General features: G+C 38.8%; 17 protein-coding genes. 16 read left to right on the plus strand and 1 reads right to left on the minus strand.

Annotated features, from left to right (window positions below; translation table 11 throughout):
- Positions 1 to 11 precede the first annotated feature (11 nt).
- On the minus strand, positions 12 to 995 hold the full coding sequence (locus ACFSFY_RS04175) for an EAL domain-containing protein (protein ID WP_381535906.1): 984 nt from the start codon (positions 993 to 995) through the stop codon (positions 12 to 14).
- Between the two features lie 173 nt (positions 996 to 1,168).
- On the opposite strand from ACFSFY_RS04175, the gene ACFSFY_RS04180 reads away from it, so the two are divergent.
- From ACFSFY_RS04180 to hemL, 16 genes are all read left to right on the plus strand, one after another.
- Positions 1,169 to 2,236, plus strand: coding sequence for an ABC transporter permease (locus ACFSFY_RS04180; protein ID WP_381535907.1), 1,068 nt, complete (start codon positions 1,169 to 1,171; stop codon positions 2,234 to 2,236).
- Positions 2,237 to 2,239: 3 nt separating this feature from the next.
- The gene (locus ACFSFY_RS04185) at positions 2,240 to 2,917 is read left to right on the plus strand and encodes an ABC transporter ATP-binding protein (protein ID WP_381535908.1); all 678 of its coding nucleotides are present in this window, start codon (positions 2,240 to 2,242) and stop codon (positions 2,915 to 2,917) included.
- A 23-nt stretch (positions 2,918 to 2,940) separates the two neighbouring features.
- Positions 2,941 to 4,380, plus strand: a complete 1,440-nt coding sequence (locus ACFSFY_RS04190; RefSeq protein WP_381535909.1) for a cryptochrome/photolyase family protein — start codon at positions 2,941 to 2,943, stop codon at positions 4,378 to 4,380.
- 134 nt (positions 4,381 to 4,514) lie between these two features.
- Positions 4,515 to 6,509, plus strand: a complete 1,995-nt coding sequence (locus ACFSFY_RS04195; RefSeq protein WP_381535910.1) for a GTP-binding protein — start codon at positions 4,515 to 4,517, stop codon at positions 6,507 to 6,509.
- 96 nt (positions 6,510 to 6,605) lie between these two features.
- A complete protein-coding gene (locus ACFSFY_RS04200) occupies positions 6,606 to 6,947 on the plus strand; it encodes a zinc ribbon domain-containing protein YjdM (RefSeq protein ID WP_381535911.1) in 342 nt (113 codons plus the stop codon).
- A gap of 133 nt (positions 6,948 to 7,080) precedes the next feature.
- A complete protein-coding gene (locus ACFSFY_RS04205; protein ID WP_381535912.1) occupies positions 7,081 to 8,061 on the plus strand; it encodes a DUF3196 family protein in 981 nt (326 codons plus the stop codon).
- A gap of 104 nt (positions 8,062 to 8,165) precedes the next feature.
- Positions 8,166 to 9,452, plus strand: coding sequence for a trigger factor (gene tig / locus ACFSFY_RS04210; RefSeq protein WP_381535913.1), 1,287 nt, complete (start codon positions 8,166 to 8,168; stop codon positions 9,450 to 9,452).
- 150 nt (positions 9,453 to 9,602) lie between these two features.
- Positions 9,603 to 10,868 (plus strand): ATP-dependent protease ATP-binding subunit ClpX, encoded by a 1,266-nt coding sequence (gene clpX / locus ACFSFY_RS04215; RefSeq protein ID WP_381535914.1) that lies wholly within the window; start codon positions 9,603 to 9,605, stop codon positions 10,866 to 10,868.
- 101 nt (positions 10,869 to 10,969) lie between these two features.
- Complete coding sequence (gene lon, locus ACFSFY_RS04220; RefSeq protein ID WP_381535915.1) at positions 10,970 to 13,294, plus strand: endopeptidase La; 2,325 nt, start codon at positions 10,970 to 10,972, stop codon at positions 13,292 to 13,294.
- A complete protein-coding gene (gene yihA, locus ACFSFY_RS04225) occupies positions 13,291 to 13,872 on the plus strand; it encodes a ribosome biogenesis GTP-binding protein YihA/YsxC (RefSeq protein ID WP_381535916.1) in 582 nt (193 codons plus the stop codon). Before lon ends, yihA begins: the two co-directional genes overlap by 4 nt.
- Before the next feature lie 915 nt (positions 13,873 to 14,787).
- On the plus strand, positions 14,788 to 16,155 hold the full coding sequence (gene hemA, locus ACFSFY_RS04230) for a glutamyl-tRNA reductase (RefSeq protein ID WP_381535917.1): 1,368 nt from the start codon (positions 14,788 to 14,790) through the stop codon (positions 16,153 to 16,155).
- Between the two features lie 63 nt (positions 16,156 to 16,218).
- Positions 16,219 to 17,049: a cytochrome C assembly family protein gene (locus ACFSFY_RS04235; protein WP_381535918.1), complete on the plus strand. Its 831-nt coding sequence runs from the start codon at positions 16,219 to 16,221 to the stop codon at positions 17,047 to 17,049.
- A gap of 26 nt (positions 17,050 to 17,075) precedes the next feature.
- A complete protein-coding gene (gene hemC / locus ACFSFY_RS04240) occupies positions 17,076 to 18,005 on the plus strand; it encodes a hydroxymethylbilane synthase (RefSeq protein ID WP_381535919.1) in 930 nt (309 codons plus the stop codon).
- Positions 17,998 to 18,744 (plus strand): uroporphyrinogen-III synthase, encoded by a 747-nt coding sequence (locus ACFSFY_RS04245; protein ID WP_381535920.1) that lies wholly within the window; start codon positions 17,998 to 18,000, stop codon positions 18,742 to 18,744. The genes hemC and ACFSFY_RS04245 overlap by 8 nt, the downstream gene beginning before the upstream one ends.
- Positions 18,745 to 18,759: 15 nt before the next feature.
- Positions 18,760 to 19,740 carry a porphobilinogen synthase gene (gene hemB / locus ACFSFY_RS04250; protein ID WP_381535921.1) on the plus strand — a complete coding sequence of 327 codons (981 nt, stop codon included), beginning with the start codon at positions 18,760 to 18,762 and terminating at the stop codon, positions 19,738 to 19,740.
- Positions 19,741 to 21,033, plus strand: a complete 1,293-nt coding sequence (gene hemL, locus ACFSFY_RS04255) for a glutamate-1-semialdehyde 2,1-aminomutase (RefSeq protein WP_381535922.1) — start codon at positions 19,741 to 19,743, stop codon at positions 21,031 to 21,033.
- Positions 21,034 to 21,737 lie beyond the last annotated feature (704 nt).

Below are 21,737 nucleotides of genomic sequence, written 5' to 3' on the forward strand. Positions count from 1 at the left end.
TACAGGCATGCTTACACAGGAATAGGCATTGGTTTGCCAAACAAATAACCTTGGAACAGCTTAAATCCTTTATTTTTCAACCAAATAAAGTCTTCTCGTTCCTCTACTCCTTCTGCAAGGGGAACGGAACCGATTTGTAATGCCACATCTAGTATTCGAATAGCAGCTTTCTGTTTTTCTAAATCAGATGAAACGCCTTGAACAAACTTCATATCCAGTTTCATATAATGCGGTGAAAGTTCTTTTAATACTTCAATTGTACTAAAGCCCTCTCCCACATCATCCAGTGCGTATTGAAATCCTCTTTCCTGGTAATACATTAATATTCTTTTCAAATGATCTAAGTCTTCTACTTGCTCTGTTTCCACGACTTCAAACACAAACTGCGAAGATTTAATGCCTAGCTGATTTGCCAGTTCTACTGTAGATTTCAAACAATGTTCGGGTGAGTATATGGATGTTGGAATGAAATTAATAAACACTTTTGTATCTATTGAAGCTGTATTCCGAACTGCGGCCATTCTGCAAACCTTATCTAGCGCATACGTACGATTTCTTTTTTTTGCGGCAACAAATACTTGATAAGGACCTATTTCATCGCCTTTATCATCAATGAATCTGGCCAACATTTCATGGGCATAGATTTGCTCGTCAGCATCCACAATGGGTTGAATATGAAAGTTAACCAACTCCTCAAAAATGACTTTGTCTATCCACTGATAATCCAACAACTCTGCAGCCTCTTTAATGGGCTTCCATTCATTTTGGTCAACCCGAAACGATATAAGCTCCGTATCCATATGGTCATTAAAAAAATCAATCAAACCTGCAACGGCTGTTTCCTTCATAATGAGTATTTCATTTTTATCCTTTATCAGGAGGTCGTTCAGTTTTAGATAGGTGATGATTTGAGGCAAGTGCTTCATGTTTTCTATGCCATTTAAGCGAATTTGATAGTCCAATGATGACTTCATACATGCTTTACAATATTCCATAAATATCTCCCCAATCTAACCTCTTTATTCTATTATAGCTTAGTTATCATTATTTGTATAAGCTTTTATCAGGAATAAGAAATAACCTTTGACAACTTGTATAAGGGTGTGTTAAAAATAGATTATAGAATGTACGAAAGTAACTAAACTTAATGGGATAAGGAAGTGAAGCAATGTTTTTAGCTTGGAATGAAATTAAAAAGAATAAATTGCGTTTTATATTAATTATTGGCGTGTTAATGCTTGTTTCTTATCTAGTATTCTTTCTATCAGGTCTGGCTGAGGGTTTGAAAGATATGAACCGCGAGTCTGTAGATAAATGGGATGCCACAGCAATTGTTTTAACAGTTGAATCAGACAAAAGCTTATATCAATCGTCGATGTCGTTAGAAAACGTCGATGATATAACAGCAGACGAAATTGCAGTCATTACTCAAATGAATTCAATTGCAGGCAATGGGGATAACAAAACGAATGTTTCCATATTTGGAATTAATAAAGACGAATTTATTATGCCTAACGTAACAGATGGTGATGTCTTTACAAATGAAAATGAAGTCATCGCAAGCGACGCTTTAAAAGACAGTGGTTTTAAAATAGGAGATAAATTAGAATTATCCTCTACAGAAGAAAGTCTCACAATCGTTGGTTTTACAAATAAAGCAAGATTTAATGCAGCACCCGTTTTATATACAGATATGTCCACCGTTAACCGATTTAAATACGGTGAAGCTGTGGATGCAAACAAAGATACAATAAACGGTATTATTGTTCGAACAAAAGATGTCTCTTCAATTTCGGATAATCAAGATTTAGAAGTTACAGAAATTGAGTCGTTCATTCAAAAATTACCTGGCTATACCGAACAGAATTTAACACTGAACTTTATGATCTATTTTCTATTTATCATATCGGCAGTTATTGTAGCGATTTTCTTATACGTATTAACAGTTCAAAAGATCAGTATGTTCGGGATTATGAAAGCACAAGGGATATCCAATCTTTACCTTTCAAAATCAATCATTGCACAGACGTTTATCTTGGCAGCAATTGGAGTAGTAGTCGGATTTGGCCTTACAATATTAACAGGTGCCTTTTTACCAAGCGCTGTTCCTATTTCGTTTGATATTCCAACAATGCTCTTTTACGGACTTGTCCTCATTGTTGTCGCCATAGCAGGTGCGGTATTCTCGGTTCTAACAATTGTACGAATCGATCCATTAAAAGCGATAGGGGGTTAATTGATGTCTGTATTAAAATTACTCAATGTGAATAAAACTTTTGGAACAGGCCATAAAAAGGTGGAAGCTCTGAAAGAAACCAACTTCGAGGCGGAAAGAGGGGAGCTTATTGCAATTATCGGGCCATCAGGATCCGGTAAGAGTACCTTACTCACCATTTTAGGGGGGCTTTTAACCCCAACCTCAGGAGAAGTTATTATTAACAATCAAAACTTAACGAACTTAAATGAAAAACAACGGTCAAAAATTCGTTTGAAAGAAATAGGGTTTATTTTACAAGGATCAAACTTAATTCCTTTTTTAACTGTAGAGAATCAATTGAAGTTAATCGACCGGGTCAAAAAAGAGAACATGACAAAAGAAGAACTTGGGAAACTGTATGAGAGTTTAGGGATAGGTGATCTTAAAGAGAAATATCCATCTGACTTATCCGGTGGAGAACGTCAGAGAGCAGCTATTGCCAAAGCATTATACAGCAATCCTTCAGTGATATTAGCGGATGAACCAACAGCTTCTCTTGACTCAGATCGTGCTTATGAAGTAATGGATATTTTGAAGACACAGACGAAAGATAATAACACAACGACGATTGTAGTTACTCACGATACGCGTTTAATTGGATATTGCGATAAGGTATACAAAATGGTAGATGGTGTCCTTAAATTGGAAAATGGTGCATAAGGAATAGCTTACGAGGTGATTTTGTGAAAAAAACAATTGTTTGGCTAAGGAGAGATCTTCGAATTCATGACAACCCCGCACTCTGGGAAGCTTCAGAGCAGGGTATTGTCATTCCTGTGTTCATTTGGTCGAAAGAGGATGAACAGATGTCCTTATCGAGCTATGCTTCGAAATGGTGGCTTCATCACTCGCTACTTTCTTTGCAGAAAAAACTGTATAGGATGGGGTTAAGTTTAACGATTAGGCAAGGCGATAGTTTGGATGAACTTACCACTATTATAGAAGAAACACGGGCAAATGCTGTTTTTTTCAACGAAAGTTATGACTCATCTATCCTAACAAGAGATGAAATGATTCGAGAAAGACTGAATTCAGATGGCGTTGAGGTAGAAACATTTAACTCACATTTACTTTTTCCACCGGGAATACTATTAAATAAGAAGAATGAACCGTACAAAGTATTCACATCATTTTGGAAAAACACGATGCATGAGTCGGTCATACAACCAAAACCTACACCTGTAGAATTCTCGACTTTAAATCAATTTCTTCCTACACTAGCAATTGAGGATTTAAAATTACTGCCTAGTGTTAATTGGGATGAAAAACTGGTTGAACACTGGGTACCGGGCGAAGACGGAGCTATAAAAAGGTGGCAACAATTTTCTGAAGAAGGTATGAGTAAATACTTGGAAGGGCGAGATATCCCTTCATTTGATGATGTTTCGTTGTTGTCGCCACATCTTGCTTGCGGAGATATCAGTGTGCGTTCGATTTGGTTTTCTTCGAAAATGCTTTTAGAATCGGATAGTGTTTCATATATGCACAGCTCTGTAGAAGCTTTTATGCGCCAGTTAATATGGAGAGAATTCGCTTATCACCAGTGGATTCATTTTCCTGAAATCGTACATACGCCTCTTCGAGAAAAATTTGAGGATTTCCCATGGAGGGATACCGATGAGATGTTTACATTTTGGAAAAAAGGTTTGACTGGCTACCCCCTTGTTGATGCAGGCATGCGCCAATTATGGGAAACAGGTGCAATTCACAATAGAGTTCGAATGGTTGTCGCATCGTTTTTAGTCAAACACTTACTAATATCGTGGCAAGAAGGTTCCGATTGGTTTAAAGAAACGCTTGTGGATTTTGATGTCGCAAATAATGCTATGGGCTGGCAATGGGTTGCGGGATCCGGAATTGACTCTGCGCCGTATTTTAGGATATTCAATCCGATTCTTCAAAGTCAAAAGTTTGACGGGGAAGGAGTCTATCTTCGGAAATGGCTTCCTGAACTAGCGAAACTACCGACAAAATACATTCATACACCATGGGAAGCTCCGATCGATGTATTGCAAAAAGCGGAGATTGAACTAGGTAAGACGTATCCATTTCCAATCATCGATCATTCATTTGCCAGAAAACGTGCTTTAGAAGCATTTGCAACAGTAAAAACGAATATTTGAAAATGAACCGTTTCCTTATTACAAAGGAGACGGTTCATTTTTTAAAAGAATTGCATTTTAATAAAATAAATGAAAAAGTCATGGTAAGCTTAGATTACAGCAATCTTATTAAATTGTAGTCGGGAGTAATAGACGTGAAACTTAAAAACACCATTCGTAATATTGGCATCGTCGCGCATGTTGATGCTGGGAAAACCACTTTGACGGAACAGCTTCTATACTATAGCGGTTCGAGTAAAGTGTTGGGCAGTGTTGATAAAGGTACAACCTATACAGACACTATGGCGGTCGAAAAGCAAAGAGGAATTTCTGTGAAAGCCTCTGAAGTCGATTTAACTTGGAAAGACACGTCAATCTACTTAATTGACACACCCGGACACGTCGATTTCAGTGCGGAGGTAGAGAGAAGTATAGCGGTCTTAGATGGTGCAATCATAGTGCTTTCCTCTGTTGAAGGTGTTCAGCCACAAACGGATATCTATTTTAAAACCTTACACCAACTTAAAAAACCAGCACTCTTTTTTATGAATAAAATCGATAGAATTGGGGCATCACCAGAAAAGGTGCTTGCACATATGAGAAACCAATTAACCAATAACCTAATACCTTTGCAAGTCGTTACGGAAAAGGACAATGTGTTTACGGTTGAAAACCTCTTTGAGCACTTACAAGGACATAAATTGATGCATGAGATAGAAGGACAGACACATAAAGAACTACTAGAAGAGATTGTAAGTGTTCTTTGTGAAAATAATGAAGAATTACTTGAAGTATACTTAGAGGATTTATTGACAATAGAGACGATTAAAGAACATATTCAACTTCAGGCTATGGACGGCCAGGTTTATCCATTATTATATGGGGCGGCCATTAAGGGAGTAGGAATAACCGAATTACTAGACGGCATTCTTACGTACATACCAGGACCTGCAAATTTAGATGATCACGATTTCTCCGCGCTTGTTTACAAAATATCACATGATAAAACATCCGGAAAACTTGCTCATTTAAAAATAATGAGTGGGAAAATAGAGAATAAAGATGAAATCATAAATTACAGCAAGAACAGCAAAGAGAAAGTCAATGTCATCAAAAAAATAATCAACCAAAAGATTGTTGATGTTGAATCAGCAGTAAGTGGAAATCTTGTAATTGTAAGTGGGTTAAATTGCGGCGTGTATGATGTATTAGGGGATAAAACGTATATTCCAAAACTACCACAACTGGCCACCCCTGTTCTTACATTGAAAGTCTTCGCAAAAAAAGACACAGATTATATAGCTTTAGTCGAAGCGTTGACGATTTTACAGGAAGAAGATCCTTTATTGAATATGGTATGGATTCGGGAAAAGAAGGAAATACATATTCAAATCATGGGGAAAATTCAACTGGAAATTCTTGAGTCGATTCTTATGGAGCGATTTGGTGTTGAAGCCTTCTTTGATGCGCCTTCTGTACTTTACAAAGAAACACCTCGCGCTACAGTCCATGGGGTTGAGGAGTATACAATGCCGAAACCATGTTGGGCTATCGTTGATTTTCTAATCGAACCTTTACCTAAAGGCAGTGGTATTGTATTTGAATCCATTGTACGATCAGATAAAATCAAAATACAATATCAAAGAGAGATTGAACATAACTTAGAGAGCATTCTTCAGCAAGGTTTATATGGTTGGAGTGTGACGGATATTAAAATCACACTGGTTGACGGAGAAGACCATGTCGTGCATTCTCGGTCCGGTGATTTTACGGCCGCAACTGCCATGGCAATTATGAAAGGGCTAAAGGAGATTGGCACAAATCTTTTGGAACCAATGATCAATTTTAGAATAACTGTCCCTGAAGAACTGTGTGGAAAAGTTATAAATGATGTCATTCAAATGAGAGGGACTTTTGAAGGTCCGGAAATACACGGCGATACTGCCTTAATCACCGGTACACTTCCTGTTGCAACGTCCATTGAATACCCAGTGACTTTAAGCATATTATCATCTGGAAAAGCTTTGTTCAGTACTGAATTTGCAGGTTACGAACCATGCAGTTTTGAACTTGGAGCTGAAAGGGAGCGTGTGGGAGTTAATCCGCTTGACCGCGCAAAATATATTTTATTTGTCCGAAGTGCATTGTGATATTCCGAAGATTAATTTGTATTATTCTTGAATTCGTATAAAATGATAGATTGTGATTACAATATTCATGTAAATATAGTAAATGGAGGAATTGAAATGCCTAGCTTACCAAATTGTCCGAAATGTAATTCAGAATACACATATGAAGACGGAAACCTTTTAGTTTGTCCTGAGTGTGCTCATGAGTGGACGCTGGAATCTGAAACTGAACAGAGTGAAGTTGAAAAAGTGTACAAAGATTCAAATGGAAACGTATTGGTAGATGGAGATTCAATCACGGTCATTAAAGATTTGAAAGTAAAAGGAAGCTCCGCAGTTGTGAAAAAAGGTACGAAAGTGAAAGATATCCGTCTTGTTGACGGCGATCACGACATTGATTGTAAAATCGACGGCATTGGTGCGATGCAATTAAAAACGGAATTTGTTAAAAAGCTCTAACAGTTTATAGCTAGACAAATATACCGCTATTAGGCAATTTACAAGGCCAAAACTGGGCTTGTAAATTGCCTGTTTTAGTTCAAAAACTAAAATCACTGTGCTATAGTGGGTGTAACAAGTAAGGAGGAGTGGGATGCATAGGAAACATGGTCGTCTGCGTAAAAAAGAAAATATTATTGTTTTTCCGGGTACCTTTGAAAAACTCGTTTATAACGGCACAACTTTTGTTGAAGCTGAAAACTACGATGCTGCTGTAGAAGCATTTGACCAAGCGATTTTATATGAACCCGAGTATCCTGAATTCCTCATTCCTTACGCGATTGCACTTTATGAAACGAAAGATTTTGTTCGTGCTAAGGATATTGCTGCTCGAATATTGCATGTTGGAACAGCAAACTATATTGAAGCTATGGAACTCTATTTGACAATTAGTATTCAATTGCAAGAGTATGAAGAAGTAGAAATTACAATTGATGCTCTTTTGGATGAAGGAATTATTCCTGAGGAAATGCTTAGTAAATTTAATTACTTGCGTGATTTGAATACTCGTTTGGCGAAACGGTACGGTAATGATGTAGATGAATTAATAGAACCTCCCTTTACAATGAAGGAATTTAAAGCAATGGATTCATTAAAACAACAACACACACTTGCTTCTCTTGAAGGGTCCAATTTAAATGCATTGGTTCCTGTGTTGGAAGAGGTAGCCAAAGATTCTACTTTATCACCACTTGTAATTACATTTGCTTTGACGCTTTTGCATCAAGCGGGCTGTACATCCGAATTAACGATTGAAAAGTTTGGTTTGAAGGCAGTAATTATTCCTGCGGAAATAACATTACCTGGGCAGGACGATCAAACAAAAGAAGTGCTTTCTGAAGTTGAACGTCTTTTGTTGAAAGATCCTTCGCGATTTGAAATGGCAAGCGGAATTATCGAGAAATTCGCAATTACGGCCTTTCCTTTTAGTTGGGGAACTTATGATGTAAAAGAGATTGCATCAACTTATATTGAGTACATAGAAAGTCTGTTTTCGGGTGGCCTGTTACCGAACAATCCACTAATATCTTTGATTAAGCGGATTGATACGGATTCAGATTGGGAAGTGGAATAAAATTTCTTGAAAGATGGATAGACTGTGATATACTGAAGTGGTTGTCAATTGGGTATATCCATTAAAAAAATATATCGATCATATGATTCGGAGGGTTTTTAATTATGTCAGTAAAATGGGAAAAAAACGAAGGAAACACAGGTACATTAACAGTAGAAGTATCAGCAGAAGAAGTGAAAGCTGGTCTTGATAAAGCGTTTAAAAAAGTAGTTAAAGAAGTACAATCACCAGGTTTCCGTAAAGGGAAAATGCCACGTCCAATGTTTGAGAAAATGTATGGTGTAGAGTCTCTTTATAATGAGGCACTAGATTTCATTCTTCCAGAAGCATATTCAAATGCACTAGACGAAGCGAAGGTTGATCCAATCGATCGTCCTGAAATTGATATCGTACAAATGGAAAAAGGAAAAGAACTTATCTTCACAGCAGTTGTAACTTTGAAGCCAGAAGCTAAACTTGGCGAATACAAAGGTTTAGAAGTGACTCGTCAAGAAACTGAAGTAACTGACGAAGAAATTGAAAACCAATTGAAAGAAAGACAAACAGCATTTGCTGAATTAGTTGTTAAAGAAGACGGAGTCGTTGAAAATGGCGATTCAGTTAAACTAGATTTTAAAGGTTTCGCTGATGGAGTTCCATTTGAAGGCGGAGAGTCTGAAAACTTTGACCTTGAAATCGGTTCAGGTTCATTTATACCTGGTTTTGAAGAGCAAATGATTGGCATGAAAACTGGGGAAGAAAAAAACATTGAAATTACATTCCCTGAAGAATATCATGCAGCTGAACTTGCTGGTAAGCCAGCAGTGTTCGAAGTGAAAGTTCATGAAATCAAAGCTAAAGAAATTCCTGAACTAAATGACGAACTTGCTACTGAAATCGACGAGGAAGTTAAAACACTCGACGAGCTCCGTGCAAAGTTAAAAGAAACAAAGACTGAAGAAAAACTAAGTGCATCTGAAACTGCACTTCGCGATGACCTTGTTGAAGCGGCAGCTGCTAACGTAGAAGTCGAAATTCCAAGTGTTATGGTTAATTCTGAAGTTGAACGTATGATGGAAGAGTTTGGTCAGCGTCTATCTTCTCAAGGCATGAATTTGGAGTTGTATTTCCAATTCTCAGGTCAAGATGAAGAAGCACTTCGTGCACAAATGACTGAAGATGCTACAAAACGCGTTCGAGTTTCTTTAACACTTGAAGCAATTGGTAAAGCTGAAGATATTAAAGTAACAGAAGAAGAAATCACTGCAGAACTACAAAAAATGTCTGATCAATTCGGTATGGATATCGAAGAGATTAGAACAACACTTGGTGGAACGACAGTTCTTGAAAATGATCTTCGTTTCAATAAAACAGTTGAATTTCTTGTTGAAAATGCAGTAATTACTGAATAACATATTGATTCAAGGACAAGGTACGGTATACCGTACCTTGTTTTACATAGCAGAGATTAAAATCATGCACCGAAATATAGGAAAAATCCTAATTAGTTGATAAAAGTCGATTTATCTTGTAAGATTATCACTTGAATAGGGGTGAGCATAATGTTCAAATTTAATGATGAAAAAGATAACTTAAACTGTTCTTTTTGTGGTAAAACTCAAGAGCAAGTTCGTAAACTTGTTGCGGGACAGGGCGTATATATTTGTGATGAATGTGTTGAACTTTGTGCTGAAATCGTTGAGGAAGAAGTTGGACTTGAAGAAGGATTCGAGTTTAAAGATGTTCCAAAACCGAAAGACATCCAGAGTATATTAAATGAATATTTAATTGGACAGGATCGAGCGAAAAAAACATTATCAGTTGCTGTCTATAACCATTATAAGCGTGTGAATTCTGGCAGTAAAATTGATGATGTTGAACTTTCGAAGTCCAACATTGTTCTAATTGGTCCAACAGGAAGCGGTAAAACATTGCTTGCACAAACGCTTGCACGCATTCTAGATGTACCGTTTGCAATAGCAGATGCAACATCATTGACTGAAGCTGGATATGTAGGCGAAGACGTCGAGAATATTCTTTTGAAACTAATTCAAGCGGCGGACTACGATGTAGAACGTGCTGAAAAAGGGATCATTTATATTGATGAAATCGACAAAGTTGCACGTAAATCAGAAAATGCTTCTATTACTAGAGACGTTTCTGGTGAAGGTGTTCAACAAGCCTTACTTAAAATTCTTGAGGGAACAGTTGCAAGCGTACCTCCACAAGGCGGACGAAAGCATCCTCATCAAGAATTCATCCAAATCGATACGACAAATGTTCTCTTTATTGTCGGAGGCGCTTTTGATGGAATCGATGATATTATCAAACGTCGTATTGGGCAGAAGGTCATTGGTTTTGGTGCAGAGCCGAACACTATAGCTGAAGATGTATCTCTTTTATCGAAAATAATACCGGAAGATCTTCAACGTTTTGGACTAATTCCAGAATTTATTGGTCGATTACCTGTATTGTCTAGTTTAGAGCAGTTAAGTGAAGATACTCTTTACCAAATATTGACTCAACCTAAAAATGCAATTGTTAAGCAATATCAGAAGATGTTTGAACTTGACGATGTCGCACTTCGCTTCGAAAAGGATGCACTTCTTGAAATTGCTAAAGAAGCAATTGATCGTAAAACAGGTGCTCGAGGACTTCGTTCTATTATCGAGAATATAATGCTCGATGTTATGTATGAATTGCCTTCACTTGAAGAAGCAAAAGAGTGTATCATTACAAAAGATTCTGTGTTAGGTTTGGCAAATCCAATCCTACTCACAGCTGACGGTGTAGAAATAGAGTTTAAAAAAGACAAAGACACGGCGTAACGCCAAAAGGAAGAAGCTGGCACCAATCGCGCGTACATGAGCGCCATTCGGAGGTCAGCTTTTTCTACCTTACATACTATATTTTACGGAGATGAATGGATTTGAGGAAAAACAAAAATGAAAAAATACCATTATTACCGCTGCGTGGACTTCTTGTTTATCCATCAATGATTCTACATATTGATGTGGGAAGGGAACGTTCTGTTTTTGCAATAGAGCATGCTATTGCTCAAGATAATCTGATTTTTTTAGCAACACAATATGATATAACTGTCGAAAATCCAGAATCTGAAGATCTTTATGAAATCGGAACTTTAGCGTTTGTTAAATCGATGACTAAACTACCTAATGGGACGTATCGTGTTCTGCTCGAAGGTATCGAACGTGCCGAATGGAAGGACTATCAAGAAGCAGATTTATTTCCTGTTGTCGATGTAATTGGGACACCAGATGACATAGAAAAAAGCTCTGAAACCGAAGCGCTTATGAGAACACTCCTTACATACTTCAAGAAGTACACTGAGATTTCAAAAAAAGTTACAAAAGAAACGTTTGACTCGGTTGCATCCATCGAAGAACCTGGGCGACTGGCTGATATGATTGCTTCACATTTACCGCTTAAAATGGCTGCAAAACAGGATGTATTAGAGGAATATGATGTCAATGAACGCCTTGAATGGTTAATAAGTCGTTTGCACAATGAGGAAGAAATACTACATCTTGAAAAGAAAATCAATGAGCGTGTCAAGGAAGCAATGGAAAGAACTCAAAAAGAATTCTACTTACGCGAACAAATGAAAGCGATTCAAACAGAGCTTGGTGACAAAGACGGTAAAGGATTAGAAATAGCGGAACTAAGAGTGAAGCTAGAAGCTGCTAACCTTCCGGAAGGCGCATATGAAGCTGCTGAACGTGAAATTGAGCGATATGAGAAGATTCCGGCTGCATCGGCCGAAAGTGGAGTGATTCGAAACTATATCGACTGGCTTGTAACTCTCCCATGGTCTGATGCTACGAAGGATCAATTAGACATCAATAAGTCTGAAGAAATATTAAATCGTGATCATGATGGACTTGAATTAGTGAAAGAGCGGATACTTGAATATTTAGCTGTTCGCCAATTAACTAAATCATTAAGAGGACCTATTTTGTGTCTTGAAGGACCTCCAGGTGTAGGAAAGACGTCACTTGCTCGTTCAATTGCAGAATCACTAGGACGCACTTTTGTCCGCGTTTCGTTGGGTGGGGTTCGAGATGAATCTGAAATCCGTGGACACAGAAGAACATACGTTGGTGCAATGCCTGGGCGTATTATTCAGGGAATGAAAAAAGCGGGGAAAAATAATCCAGTGTTCCTTTTGGATGAAATCGATAAAATGTCGAACGATTTCCGAGGAGATCCTTCTTCTGCGATGCTCGAAGTGTTAGATCCTGAGCAGAATAATACATTTAGTGATCATTATATTGAAGAGCCGTTTAACTTGGCAGATGTTCTATTTATTGCAACTGCGAATGATTTAAGTTCGGTACCTAGACCTCTTTTAGATCGAATGGAAATTATATCGATTGCAGGTTATACAGAAGTTGAAAAACAATCCATTGCAAAAAATCATTTATTTCCAAAACAACTAAAAGAACATGGTCTTACTAAGTCTCAAGTACGAATTCAAGACGGAGCTATTCTTGATATTATTCGGTATTATACAAGAGAAGCTGGTGTTCGAGGAATGGAGCGACAACTCGCTACTATTTGCCGTAGAGCCGCAAAACTAATCGTTGCAGGGGATAAAAAAAGTGTTACGGTTAGTTCGAAAACGCTTGAAGGACTCCTTGGTAAAAAGAAATATAGATATGGACAAGCTGAAACGACAAATCAAGTAGGAGTTGCAACGGGTCTTGCTTATACGCAAGTCGGTGGCGATACACTGCAAATTGAAGTTTCATTGTCTCCGGGTAAAGGAAATCTTCTGCTTACTGGTAAGCTAGGGGATGTAATGAAAGAATCTGCTCAAACAGCACTTTCTTATGTTCGTTCGAAAACAATTGAGTTTGGCATAGATCCACTTTTCCATGAATCATTAGATATTCATATACATGTACCAGAAGGAGCTACACCGAAAGACGGTCCTTCTGCAGGAGTGACCATCGCCACTTCGTTGGTTTCTGCTCTTACAGGTAGAAAAGTTCGAAGAGAAGTTGGAATGACTGGAGAAATTACACTTAGAGGTCGTGTTTTACCAATAGGTGGATTGAAAGAGAAAGCGTTAGGTGCTCATCGAGCGGGTTTGACAACAATTATCTTGCCTATCGATAATGAGCGCGATATTGAAGATATACCAGAAACTATTCGTGAAGGACTAACTTTTCATCTTGTCTCTCAAGCTGAAGAAGTCCTTGAAATTGCATTGGAGGAACTAACTAAATGAAAGTCCACAACGTTGAAATGATTATGAGTGCCGTCAAAACTGAGCAATATCCAAAAGAAGGTTATCCCGAATTTGCACTTGCTGGCCGATCCAACGTAGGAAAATCTTCTTTTATTAATAAAATGATTGGAAGAAAAAGTCTTGCACGTACGTCTTCTAAACCAGGTAAAACACAAACTTTGAATTTTTACAAAATCGAAGAACAGTTGTTTTTTGTCGACGTGCCTGGTTATGGATATGCGAAAATATCGAAATCAACAAGTGCCAAATTTGGACCAATGATTGACGAATATTTAGTATCACGTAATGAGCTTCGTGCTGTTATCCAAATTGTTGATTTACGCCATCCACCTTCAGCCGAGGATTGCAATATGTATGATTTTCTAGTGAATTATGAGATTCCGGCAATTGTGATTGCAACTAAAGCGGATAAAATACCACGTGGTAAATATGAAAAACACAAGAAGATAGTACGCGACCGCTTGCAAATGCGTGTCGATGATCCATTAATCGTTTTTTCTGCGGAAAAAGGGATTGGTATGGACGAAGCATGGAAAGAAATAGAAGGAAGAATGTAAAGTTGAGTCCGAATGATGATTTCTCATCAAACGGACTCTTTTTGCAAAAATGCTATATTGTACAATTTATGGCGATGGTGAAGTTATTAATAAATATATATACTGAACAAAAGAATCTTGTTGCTACTCGCTGATTTCCGTTCCGACCGGACGCGTTCCATGGGGCACTCGTCGAGCCTCCTCGTCGCGAAACCCGCGCTCCTGTGGGGTCTCGACATTCGCGCTGATCCCATTGGAGTCGCCGGTCTGCACTCCGATCAGCTAAAACTTTTGGGAAGAATAAGCTCTTAATAAAAAACGATATTCCGAAGTAATTTAATCCCACTTCTAGAAAATCACTAAAAAGTTTTCCTCTATTTTCATTATGCAATCTTAGTGGATTGGAGTGCAAGGTAGTCTAAAACCACGACGTCCTGTCGTAACGACTGCATGACCCACTTCGTGTGGGCCGGTGGCTAAAGATGACTCTGGGAGGATTTAGGAAGAATGAATTTCAATTCTTCCCGGGGACAGGTGAAACAACCAAAGGTAGTGTAGCGAGAGCCGTTAAGAAAAACGGCTTTTACGAGTAAAAGCGAAGCGTTTTGAGCACTTCTTTGCTCTTCGCTTGGTCCACCGCCCGCCCAATAGAAGAATGGTTTTTATTCTTAGCTAGCAGAACGCGTCCGCCTGGAACGGAAAGCAACTGGGTACCAAGAAATCTATTTAAAAAGGACTCCCCATAAAAAAAGATTATAGCAGGCTGGAACACTTCTCTTACATCATTTGATGAAGAATTAAACGTTATATCCGAATAATAATTGTTGTTTAATGAAAACAGCTAAGTCATACGTTAGTCATATTTACCACAGTGCAATCGATGTAAATATGCTATACTTTAAAGCATGAAATAGAACGTGAAAGGTGTGACCACCAATGTATATAATCGTAGTCGGTGTAAATCATCGGACTGCTCCAGTGGAATTAAGGGAGAAATTATCGTTTGTCGAAAGTGAACTGCCACAAGCGATGCAAACACTACAACAACAGAAAAGTATATTAGAAAACACAATAATATCTACATGTAATCGAGTCGAAGTATATGCTGTCGTGGATCAGTTACACACAGGACGTTATTATATGAAGCGATTCCTAGCAGACTGGTTTGATGTACCGGTTGAAACCTTTGAATCCCATTTAGTCATTAAAGAAAATGACGAAGCCATTGAGCATTTGATGAGAGTTTCAGCGGGAATTGACTCAATGGTTCTTGGTGAAACACAAATTATCGGTCAAGTGCGAGATAGTTTCCTTGGAGCACAATCCATTGGAACTACAGGTACTGTTTTCAATGAACTGTTTAAGCAATCTTTAACTTTTGCTAAACGAGCACATACAGATACAGCAATAGGAGAAAATGCCGTATCCATTTCGTATGCGGCTGTAGAACTTGGTAAGAAAGTTTTCGGTACATTGAGTAATAAGCATGTTGCAATACTTGGAGCGGGTGAAATGGGCGAACTGGCTCTGAAAAACCTGCAAGGTAGTGGGGCTAGTAAAGTAACGGTTATAAACCGCACGCTTTCAACTGCTGAAAAACTTGCAGCAAAATTCAATGGTGTTGCAAAGCCTATTGGTGAATTGCAATGTTCATTGCTTGAAGCGGATATTCTCATAAGCTCAACCGGTGCAACTGGAATCGTGATCGACTATGAACTCATGAAATATGTTGATCGTCTTCGAAAAGGTAAACCCATTTTCATGATTGATATTGCAGTGCCGCGTGACTTAGATCCGCGTATTGCTGAATTACCTAACGTGTTTTTATATGACATCGATGATATGCAAGGTATCGTGAATGCAAACTTGGCGGAAAGACAGCGTGCCGCTGAAGAAATTGGTGTAATGATAACGGGAGAAATACAAAACTTCAAAGAGTGGCTTGTCACTTTAGGAGTAGTACCTGTCATTTCAGCACTTAGACAAAAAGCAAATCGAATCCAAAGTGAAACAATGGAGAGCATTCTCAACAAAATGCCTGATTTAACAGAACGTGAACGAAAAGTTCTTAGTAAACATACAAAATCCATTGTAAACCAACTCTTGAAAGATCCATTACAGCAGGTAAAAGAACTTGCAATGGAATCTAAATCGTCCGAGAAACTTGCGCTTTTTCAACAGATATTTGGTATTGATGAAGATGTAGCAACTGAAAAACTAGCGTTGGAGAATTTAGCCAAAGAGCGATTAAAAACTAGGGCAGAACGAAATACCTTGTCACAACCCGAACTTACTTTTGATTGATATTAAAAAAATAGTGTCGAATCTCATTTTTTCGTTAACTGTTCCTGGGAAGGTAGAGATCAGATGGCTGATATGACGATGACAAGACTACACGAATTGATGGTCATCCTATACGCCGTTAGTCTTGTTTTTTACTTTATAGATTATTTAAATAAAGATAAAATTGCACACCGAAGTGCTTTCTGGATCCTGACAATAGTATATGCGCTACAGACTATTTTTCTTGTTGTATATATCGTTGAGAAAAAACGTTTCCCCATATTAACTTTATTTGAAGGTATTTATTTTTACGCATGGCTGCTGATTACGCTTTCAATACTGCTCCATTTGTTTTATAAAGTTGGTCATGCAGTCTTCTTTTTAAATGTGATTGGTTTTACATTCATGACCATTCACACATTTGCACCTGGGCAAATAGAATCGTCTCCTGTTGGGGAGGCTCTTATTTCAGAACTATTATTTATCCACATCACTTTTGCTATTTTATCCTATGCTGCATTTGCGATGTCTTTTGTTTTTGCGATACTTTACTTGCTTGTCTATAAAGTTTTGAAAAAAAGGAAGTGGTCAAAGCAATTTGGCCGACTGCCGTCTCTTCAGCAAGCTTCAATGGGGATGAAAGTCTCTCTCTTGACGGGTGTCCCGTTTTTACTGATAAGTTTAATCCTTGGTATGCAATGGGCACATATCGCTTTAAATGAATGGTTCTTTACAGATATGAAAATAATAGGTTCATTTTTAGTTCTTGCAGTTTATGGAATGGTCTTATTTCTTTTGCAAAGAGGAAGATTGACTGGGGCGAATTTTGCTTGGATAAACATATATGCATTTTTATTTGTAATTATTAATTTCTTTCTTGGCAGTAGATTGTCAGGATTCCACTTCTGGATCTAAAATCCGAAATTGAAAGGTTGATTTAAATGAGAAAAATTATCGTTGGTTCTAGACGAAGCAAACTTGCTCTTACTCAAACAAATAAATTTATTCAAGATTTAAAAGACGCTGGAGCACCTTTTGAATTTGAAGTGAAGGAAATCGTTACAAAAGGCGATAAAATTATTGATGTAATGTTATCTAAAGTCGGTGGAAAAGGTCTTTTTGTAAAAGAGATTCAACAAGCTTTGTTCAATAAAGAAATCGATTTTGCGGTACATAGCATGAAGGATATGCCGTCAAAATTACCAGACGGTCTTGTCATTGGGTGCATTCCACAACGTGAAGATGCAAGAGACGCATTCATATCAAATGATCATGTTAAATTTATGGATTTACCCGTTGGAGCAATTGTTGGAACATCGAGTTTACGACGAAGTTCACAACTTCTATTAATGCGACCTGACCTTGAAATTAAGTGGATTCGAGGAAACATCGATACTCGTTTGAAAAAATTACGTGATGGGGAATACGATGCCATCTTACTTGCTGCAGCGGGTATGAACCGTATGGGTTGGAGCGAAGATGTAGTTACCGAGTATATGTCTGTAGAAGATTGTATTCCTGCTGTAGGCCAAGGTGCGCTTGCTGTTGAATGTCGATCTGAGGACACTGAGCTGCTTTCGGTACTCAATAAACTAACGGATGAAAAGACATGGAAAGAAGTAGAAGCAGAACGTACATTTTTATTCGAAATGGACGGATCTTGTCAAGTACCTATTGCTGGTTTTGCAAAATACGATGGCACAGACATAGTATTTACAGGTTACATCGCTTCTCCGGATGCAACAGAAGTTTTCAAACAAACGGTTCGGAATACGGATCCAGTTTTAGCTGGAAAAGAAGTTGCTACAATCCTTCACAGTCAAGGGGCTTCAAAGGTTATTGAAAGAGTAAAGGCTGAGATGGATGTCTAATGATCAACCTCTAAAAGGGCAAATCATTATTTTTACAGGAACCCCAAAATCCGAAGATGTATTTGAATTGGTTGAACAATTAGGTGGAACGCCGATTTCACTACCACTTATTCAAGTTTCGGAGTGGATAGAACCAACGGATGAGCAACGTTTAATGACATGTCCAACATATGATTGGCTCATTTTTACAAGTCAAAGCGCTGTTGAATCGTTCGGCCTTAAAATGAAGCGCTTTGGTGTCTCGCCAGATGCGATTACATCTCAAATTGCGGCAATTGGAACTCGGACTGCTGCGGCACTCACTAAAATAGGGCTCACTGTACAATTTATACCTACCGTATTTAGTGCGGATGTATTTGTTCAAGAATTCAAACCGACTGAAAACGAAACACGTCGTCTCTTATTTTTAAGAGGTTCAATAGCAGGTGTTACAATACGAGAAGAATTACCTTTTGATGTGGATGAATGGACCGTTTATTCAACGGAGAAAGCAGTTCATAATATTGAATCACTGAAGAATTTAGTGCAAACTGAGAAATCAAGTACACTTTTATTTGCGAGCCCATCAGCAGTGAACGTATTTTCTGAAGAAATTGCTCCGTTTACAGGGTGGGATACGTATAAAATAGGTGCGATTGGTCATGTGACTGAACAAGCACTTATTGAGAAAGGTGCACATGTTGATGTGATCCCATCTACATATACACTTAAAGATCTCGTTTTGGAATTGATAAAATAAAAAGGGTGGTTCACAATGGATACGATAAATTTTCGACGGAATCGACGTTTGAGAAATGTTAGTGGAATTCGTTCTATGGTAAGAGAAACCATTTTGAAAAAAGAAGATCTTATTTACCCGATATTTGTCGTTGAAGGCAACAGTGTGAAAAATGAAATTCCTTCTATGCCGGGGATTTATCATTTGTCATTAGATAATCTTGCCATTGAAGTGGATGAAGTTGTTTCACTTGGAATTCCTTCTATCATTTTATTTGGTTTACCAAATTCGAAAGACGATGTGGGATCTGAAGCGTATTCAGATGATGGCATTGTTCAAAAAGCAACTCGTTTTGTAAAAGAGAGACATCCCGACTTAGTTGTCATTGCGGATACATGTCTCTGTCAGTACACAGATCATGGTCATTGTGGAATCGTTAGAGACGGTCAAGTTGTAAATGATGAATCATTGGATTTGTTAACAAAAACGGCTATAAGCCAGGCAAAAGCAGGTGCTGATATTATTGCACCGTCGAATATGATGGACGGCTTCGTAGCCGCGATACGACAAGGACTTGATGCAGCAGGTTTTGGAGATATCCCAATAATGTCTTATGCGGTTAAGTATTCATCAGCTTATTATGGTCCTTTCCGTCAAGCTGCAAATTCGTCCCCCCAGTTCGGGGATCGTAAAACATACCAGATGGATCCAGCAAATCGAATTGAAGCAATTCGTGAAGCGGAATCAGACGTTATGGAAGGGGCAGACTTTCTAATCGTTAAACCGGCTCTATCTTATTTAGATATTATTCGCGACGTGAAAAACAATTTCACTTTACCCGTTGTTGCGTATAATGTGAGTGGGGAATATTCGATGGTTAAAGCTGCTGCTCTAAATGGTTGGATCAATGAAGAAGAAGTTGTCATCGAAACGCTTACAAGTATGAAGCGCGCCGGTGCGGATATCATTATGACGTATCATGCAAAAGATGCAGCACGTTGGTTGGAGGGGAAATAATTGGAGAAGAATTATACGAACTCAAAAAAAGCATATTCCGAAGCTGTCGATTTAATGCCGGGTGGGGTCAATTCACCGGTTCGTGCATTTAAATCAGTAAACATGGATCCGATTTTTATAGAAAGTGCAAAAGGTGCGGTAATTAAAGACATTGATGGAAATGAGTACATCGATTATGTCCTTTCTTGGGGACCACTCATTTTAGGCCATGCCGATCCAGATGTTGTAGCCGGTATTCACCGTGTTGCTGAAACTGGAACGAGTTTTGGTTTTCCTACGCTTGTAGAAAACGAGCTTTCAAAACTAGTCATCGAGCGTGTTCCGTCAATTGAAATGGTTCGAATGGTTTCATCTGGTACTGAAGCAACGATGAGTGCACTTCGTTTAGCGCGAGGTGTTACTGGTAGAGATAAGATTTTGAAGTTTGAAGGATGTTACCACGGCCACGCAGACTCTCTTCTGATTAAAGCGGGTTCAGGGGTTGCTACGCTGGGTCTTCCAGATAGCCCTGGTGTTCCTGCGTCTGTTGCCATGAACACGATTGCGGTACCTTATAACGACTTGGAAAGTGTGAAAGTTGCATTCAAGGAGTTTGGGGATGATCTTGCTGCGGTTATTGTAGAACCGGTTGCTGGAAATATGGGGGTTGTTCCACCAATTCCAGGTTTTCTAGAAGGTCTTCGTGAGTTAACAAAGGAGAATGGTTCTCTGTTAATTTTCGATGAAGTTATGACTGGATTCCGCGTAGATTATAATTGTGCGCAGGCTCATTATGGTATTACTCCGGATATTACGTGTCTTGGTAAAGTTATCGGTGGTGGTTTGCCGGTTGGTGCTTATGGTGGTAGTCGTGAGCTTATGGAGAATATTGCACCGGCAGGTACTGTGTATCAAGGTGGAACGTTATCGGGGAATCCATTGGCTATGACTGCTGGGATTGAAACGTTGAAAAAGCTAACGCCTGAGTCTTATAAGCATTTTATGAAGCTTGGCGATTTGTTGGAAAAAGGTTTCCGCGAAGCTTGTGAGAAGTATTCGATTCCGCATACGGTTAACCGTGCAGGTTCGATGATTGGTTTCTTCTTTACGAATGAAGAAGTGACGAATTTTGAGATTGCGAAGAGTTCGGATTTAGATCTTTTTGCTGAATATTTTAAGCTTATGGCTGAGGAAGGGATATTCCTTCCGCCGTCACAGTTTGAAGGAATGTTCCTTTCGACTGCGCATACTGAAGAGCATATTGAGAAGACGGTACAAGCGTTTCACAATGTGTTTGCCAAGTTAGCTAAATAATACATTTGAAGGTCCTCCACGATAAAGAATTTCGTGGGGGATTTTTTTGTTGTGCAATAAATAATGTTTGTGAGAATAACCGTTAAACCACGCTGATTTCCGTTCCGACCGAACGCTTTCCATGGGGCGCTCGTCGAGCCTCCTCGTCGCGAAAAGCGCGCTCCTGTGGGGTCTCGACATTCGCGCTGATCCCATTGGAGTCGTCGGTCTGCACTCCAATCAGCTAAGAGTGTGGGAAATATTAGTTCAGTGTAGTTATGATCAAGTGACGTTTATGCCCAAGGTGAAAGAACAATCTAGCGCAGAAGCGTCAAGCGTGAGCCGAAGTAAGGAGATCGGCAGTGCACTTCTGTCGAGCTTATTACGTAAGGCCATCGCAAGGGCCAAGCGGTATTGGTAACCGCGGACCATTAGAAATCCCAACTCCATATACCTTCAAAATCCCCAACCCACAATCCCGACAAAAACCCCAAAATACAAGGCCAAGAGAAAGAACAATCTAGCGCAGAAGCGTCAAGCGTGAGCCGAAGTAAGGAGATCGGCAGTGCACTTCTGTCGAGCTTATTACGTAAGGCCATCGCAAGCGCCAAGCGGTATTGGTAACCACGGACCATTAGAAATACCAACTCCATATACCTTAACTTACTTTCTCGAAAGAACCCCAAAAAGAATGAACAATCTCAGGTGTGAATTGAAGTACTTAA

Source organism: Sporosarcina siberiensis (assembly GCF_042681925.1).
GTDB classification, from domain to species: domain Bacteria; phylum Bacillota; class Bacilli; order Bacillales_A; family Planococcaceae; genus Sporosarcina; species Sporosarcina siberiensis.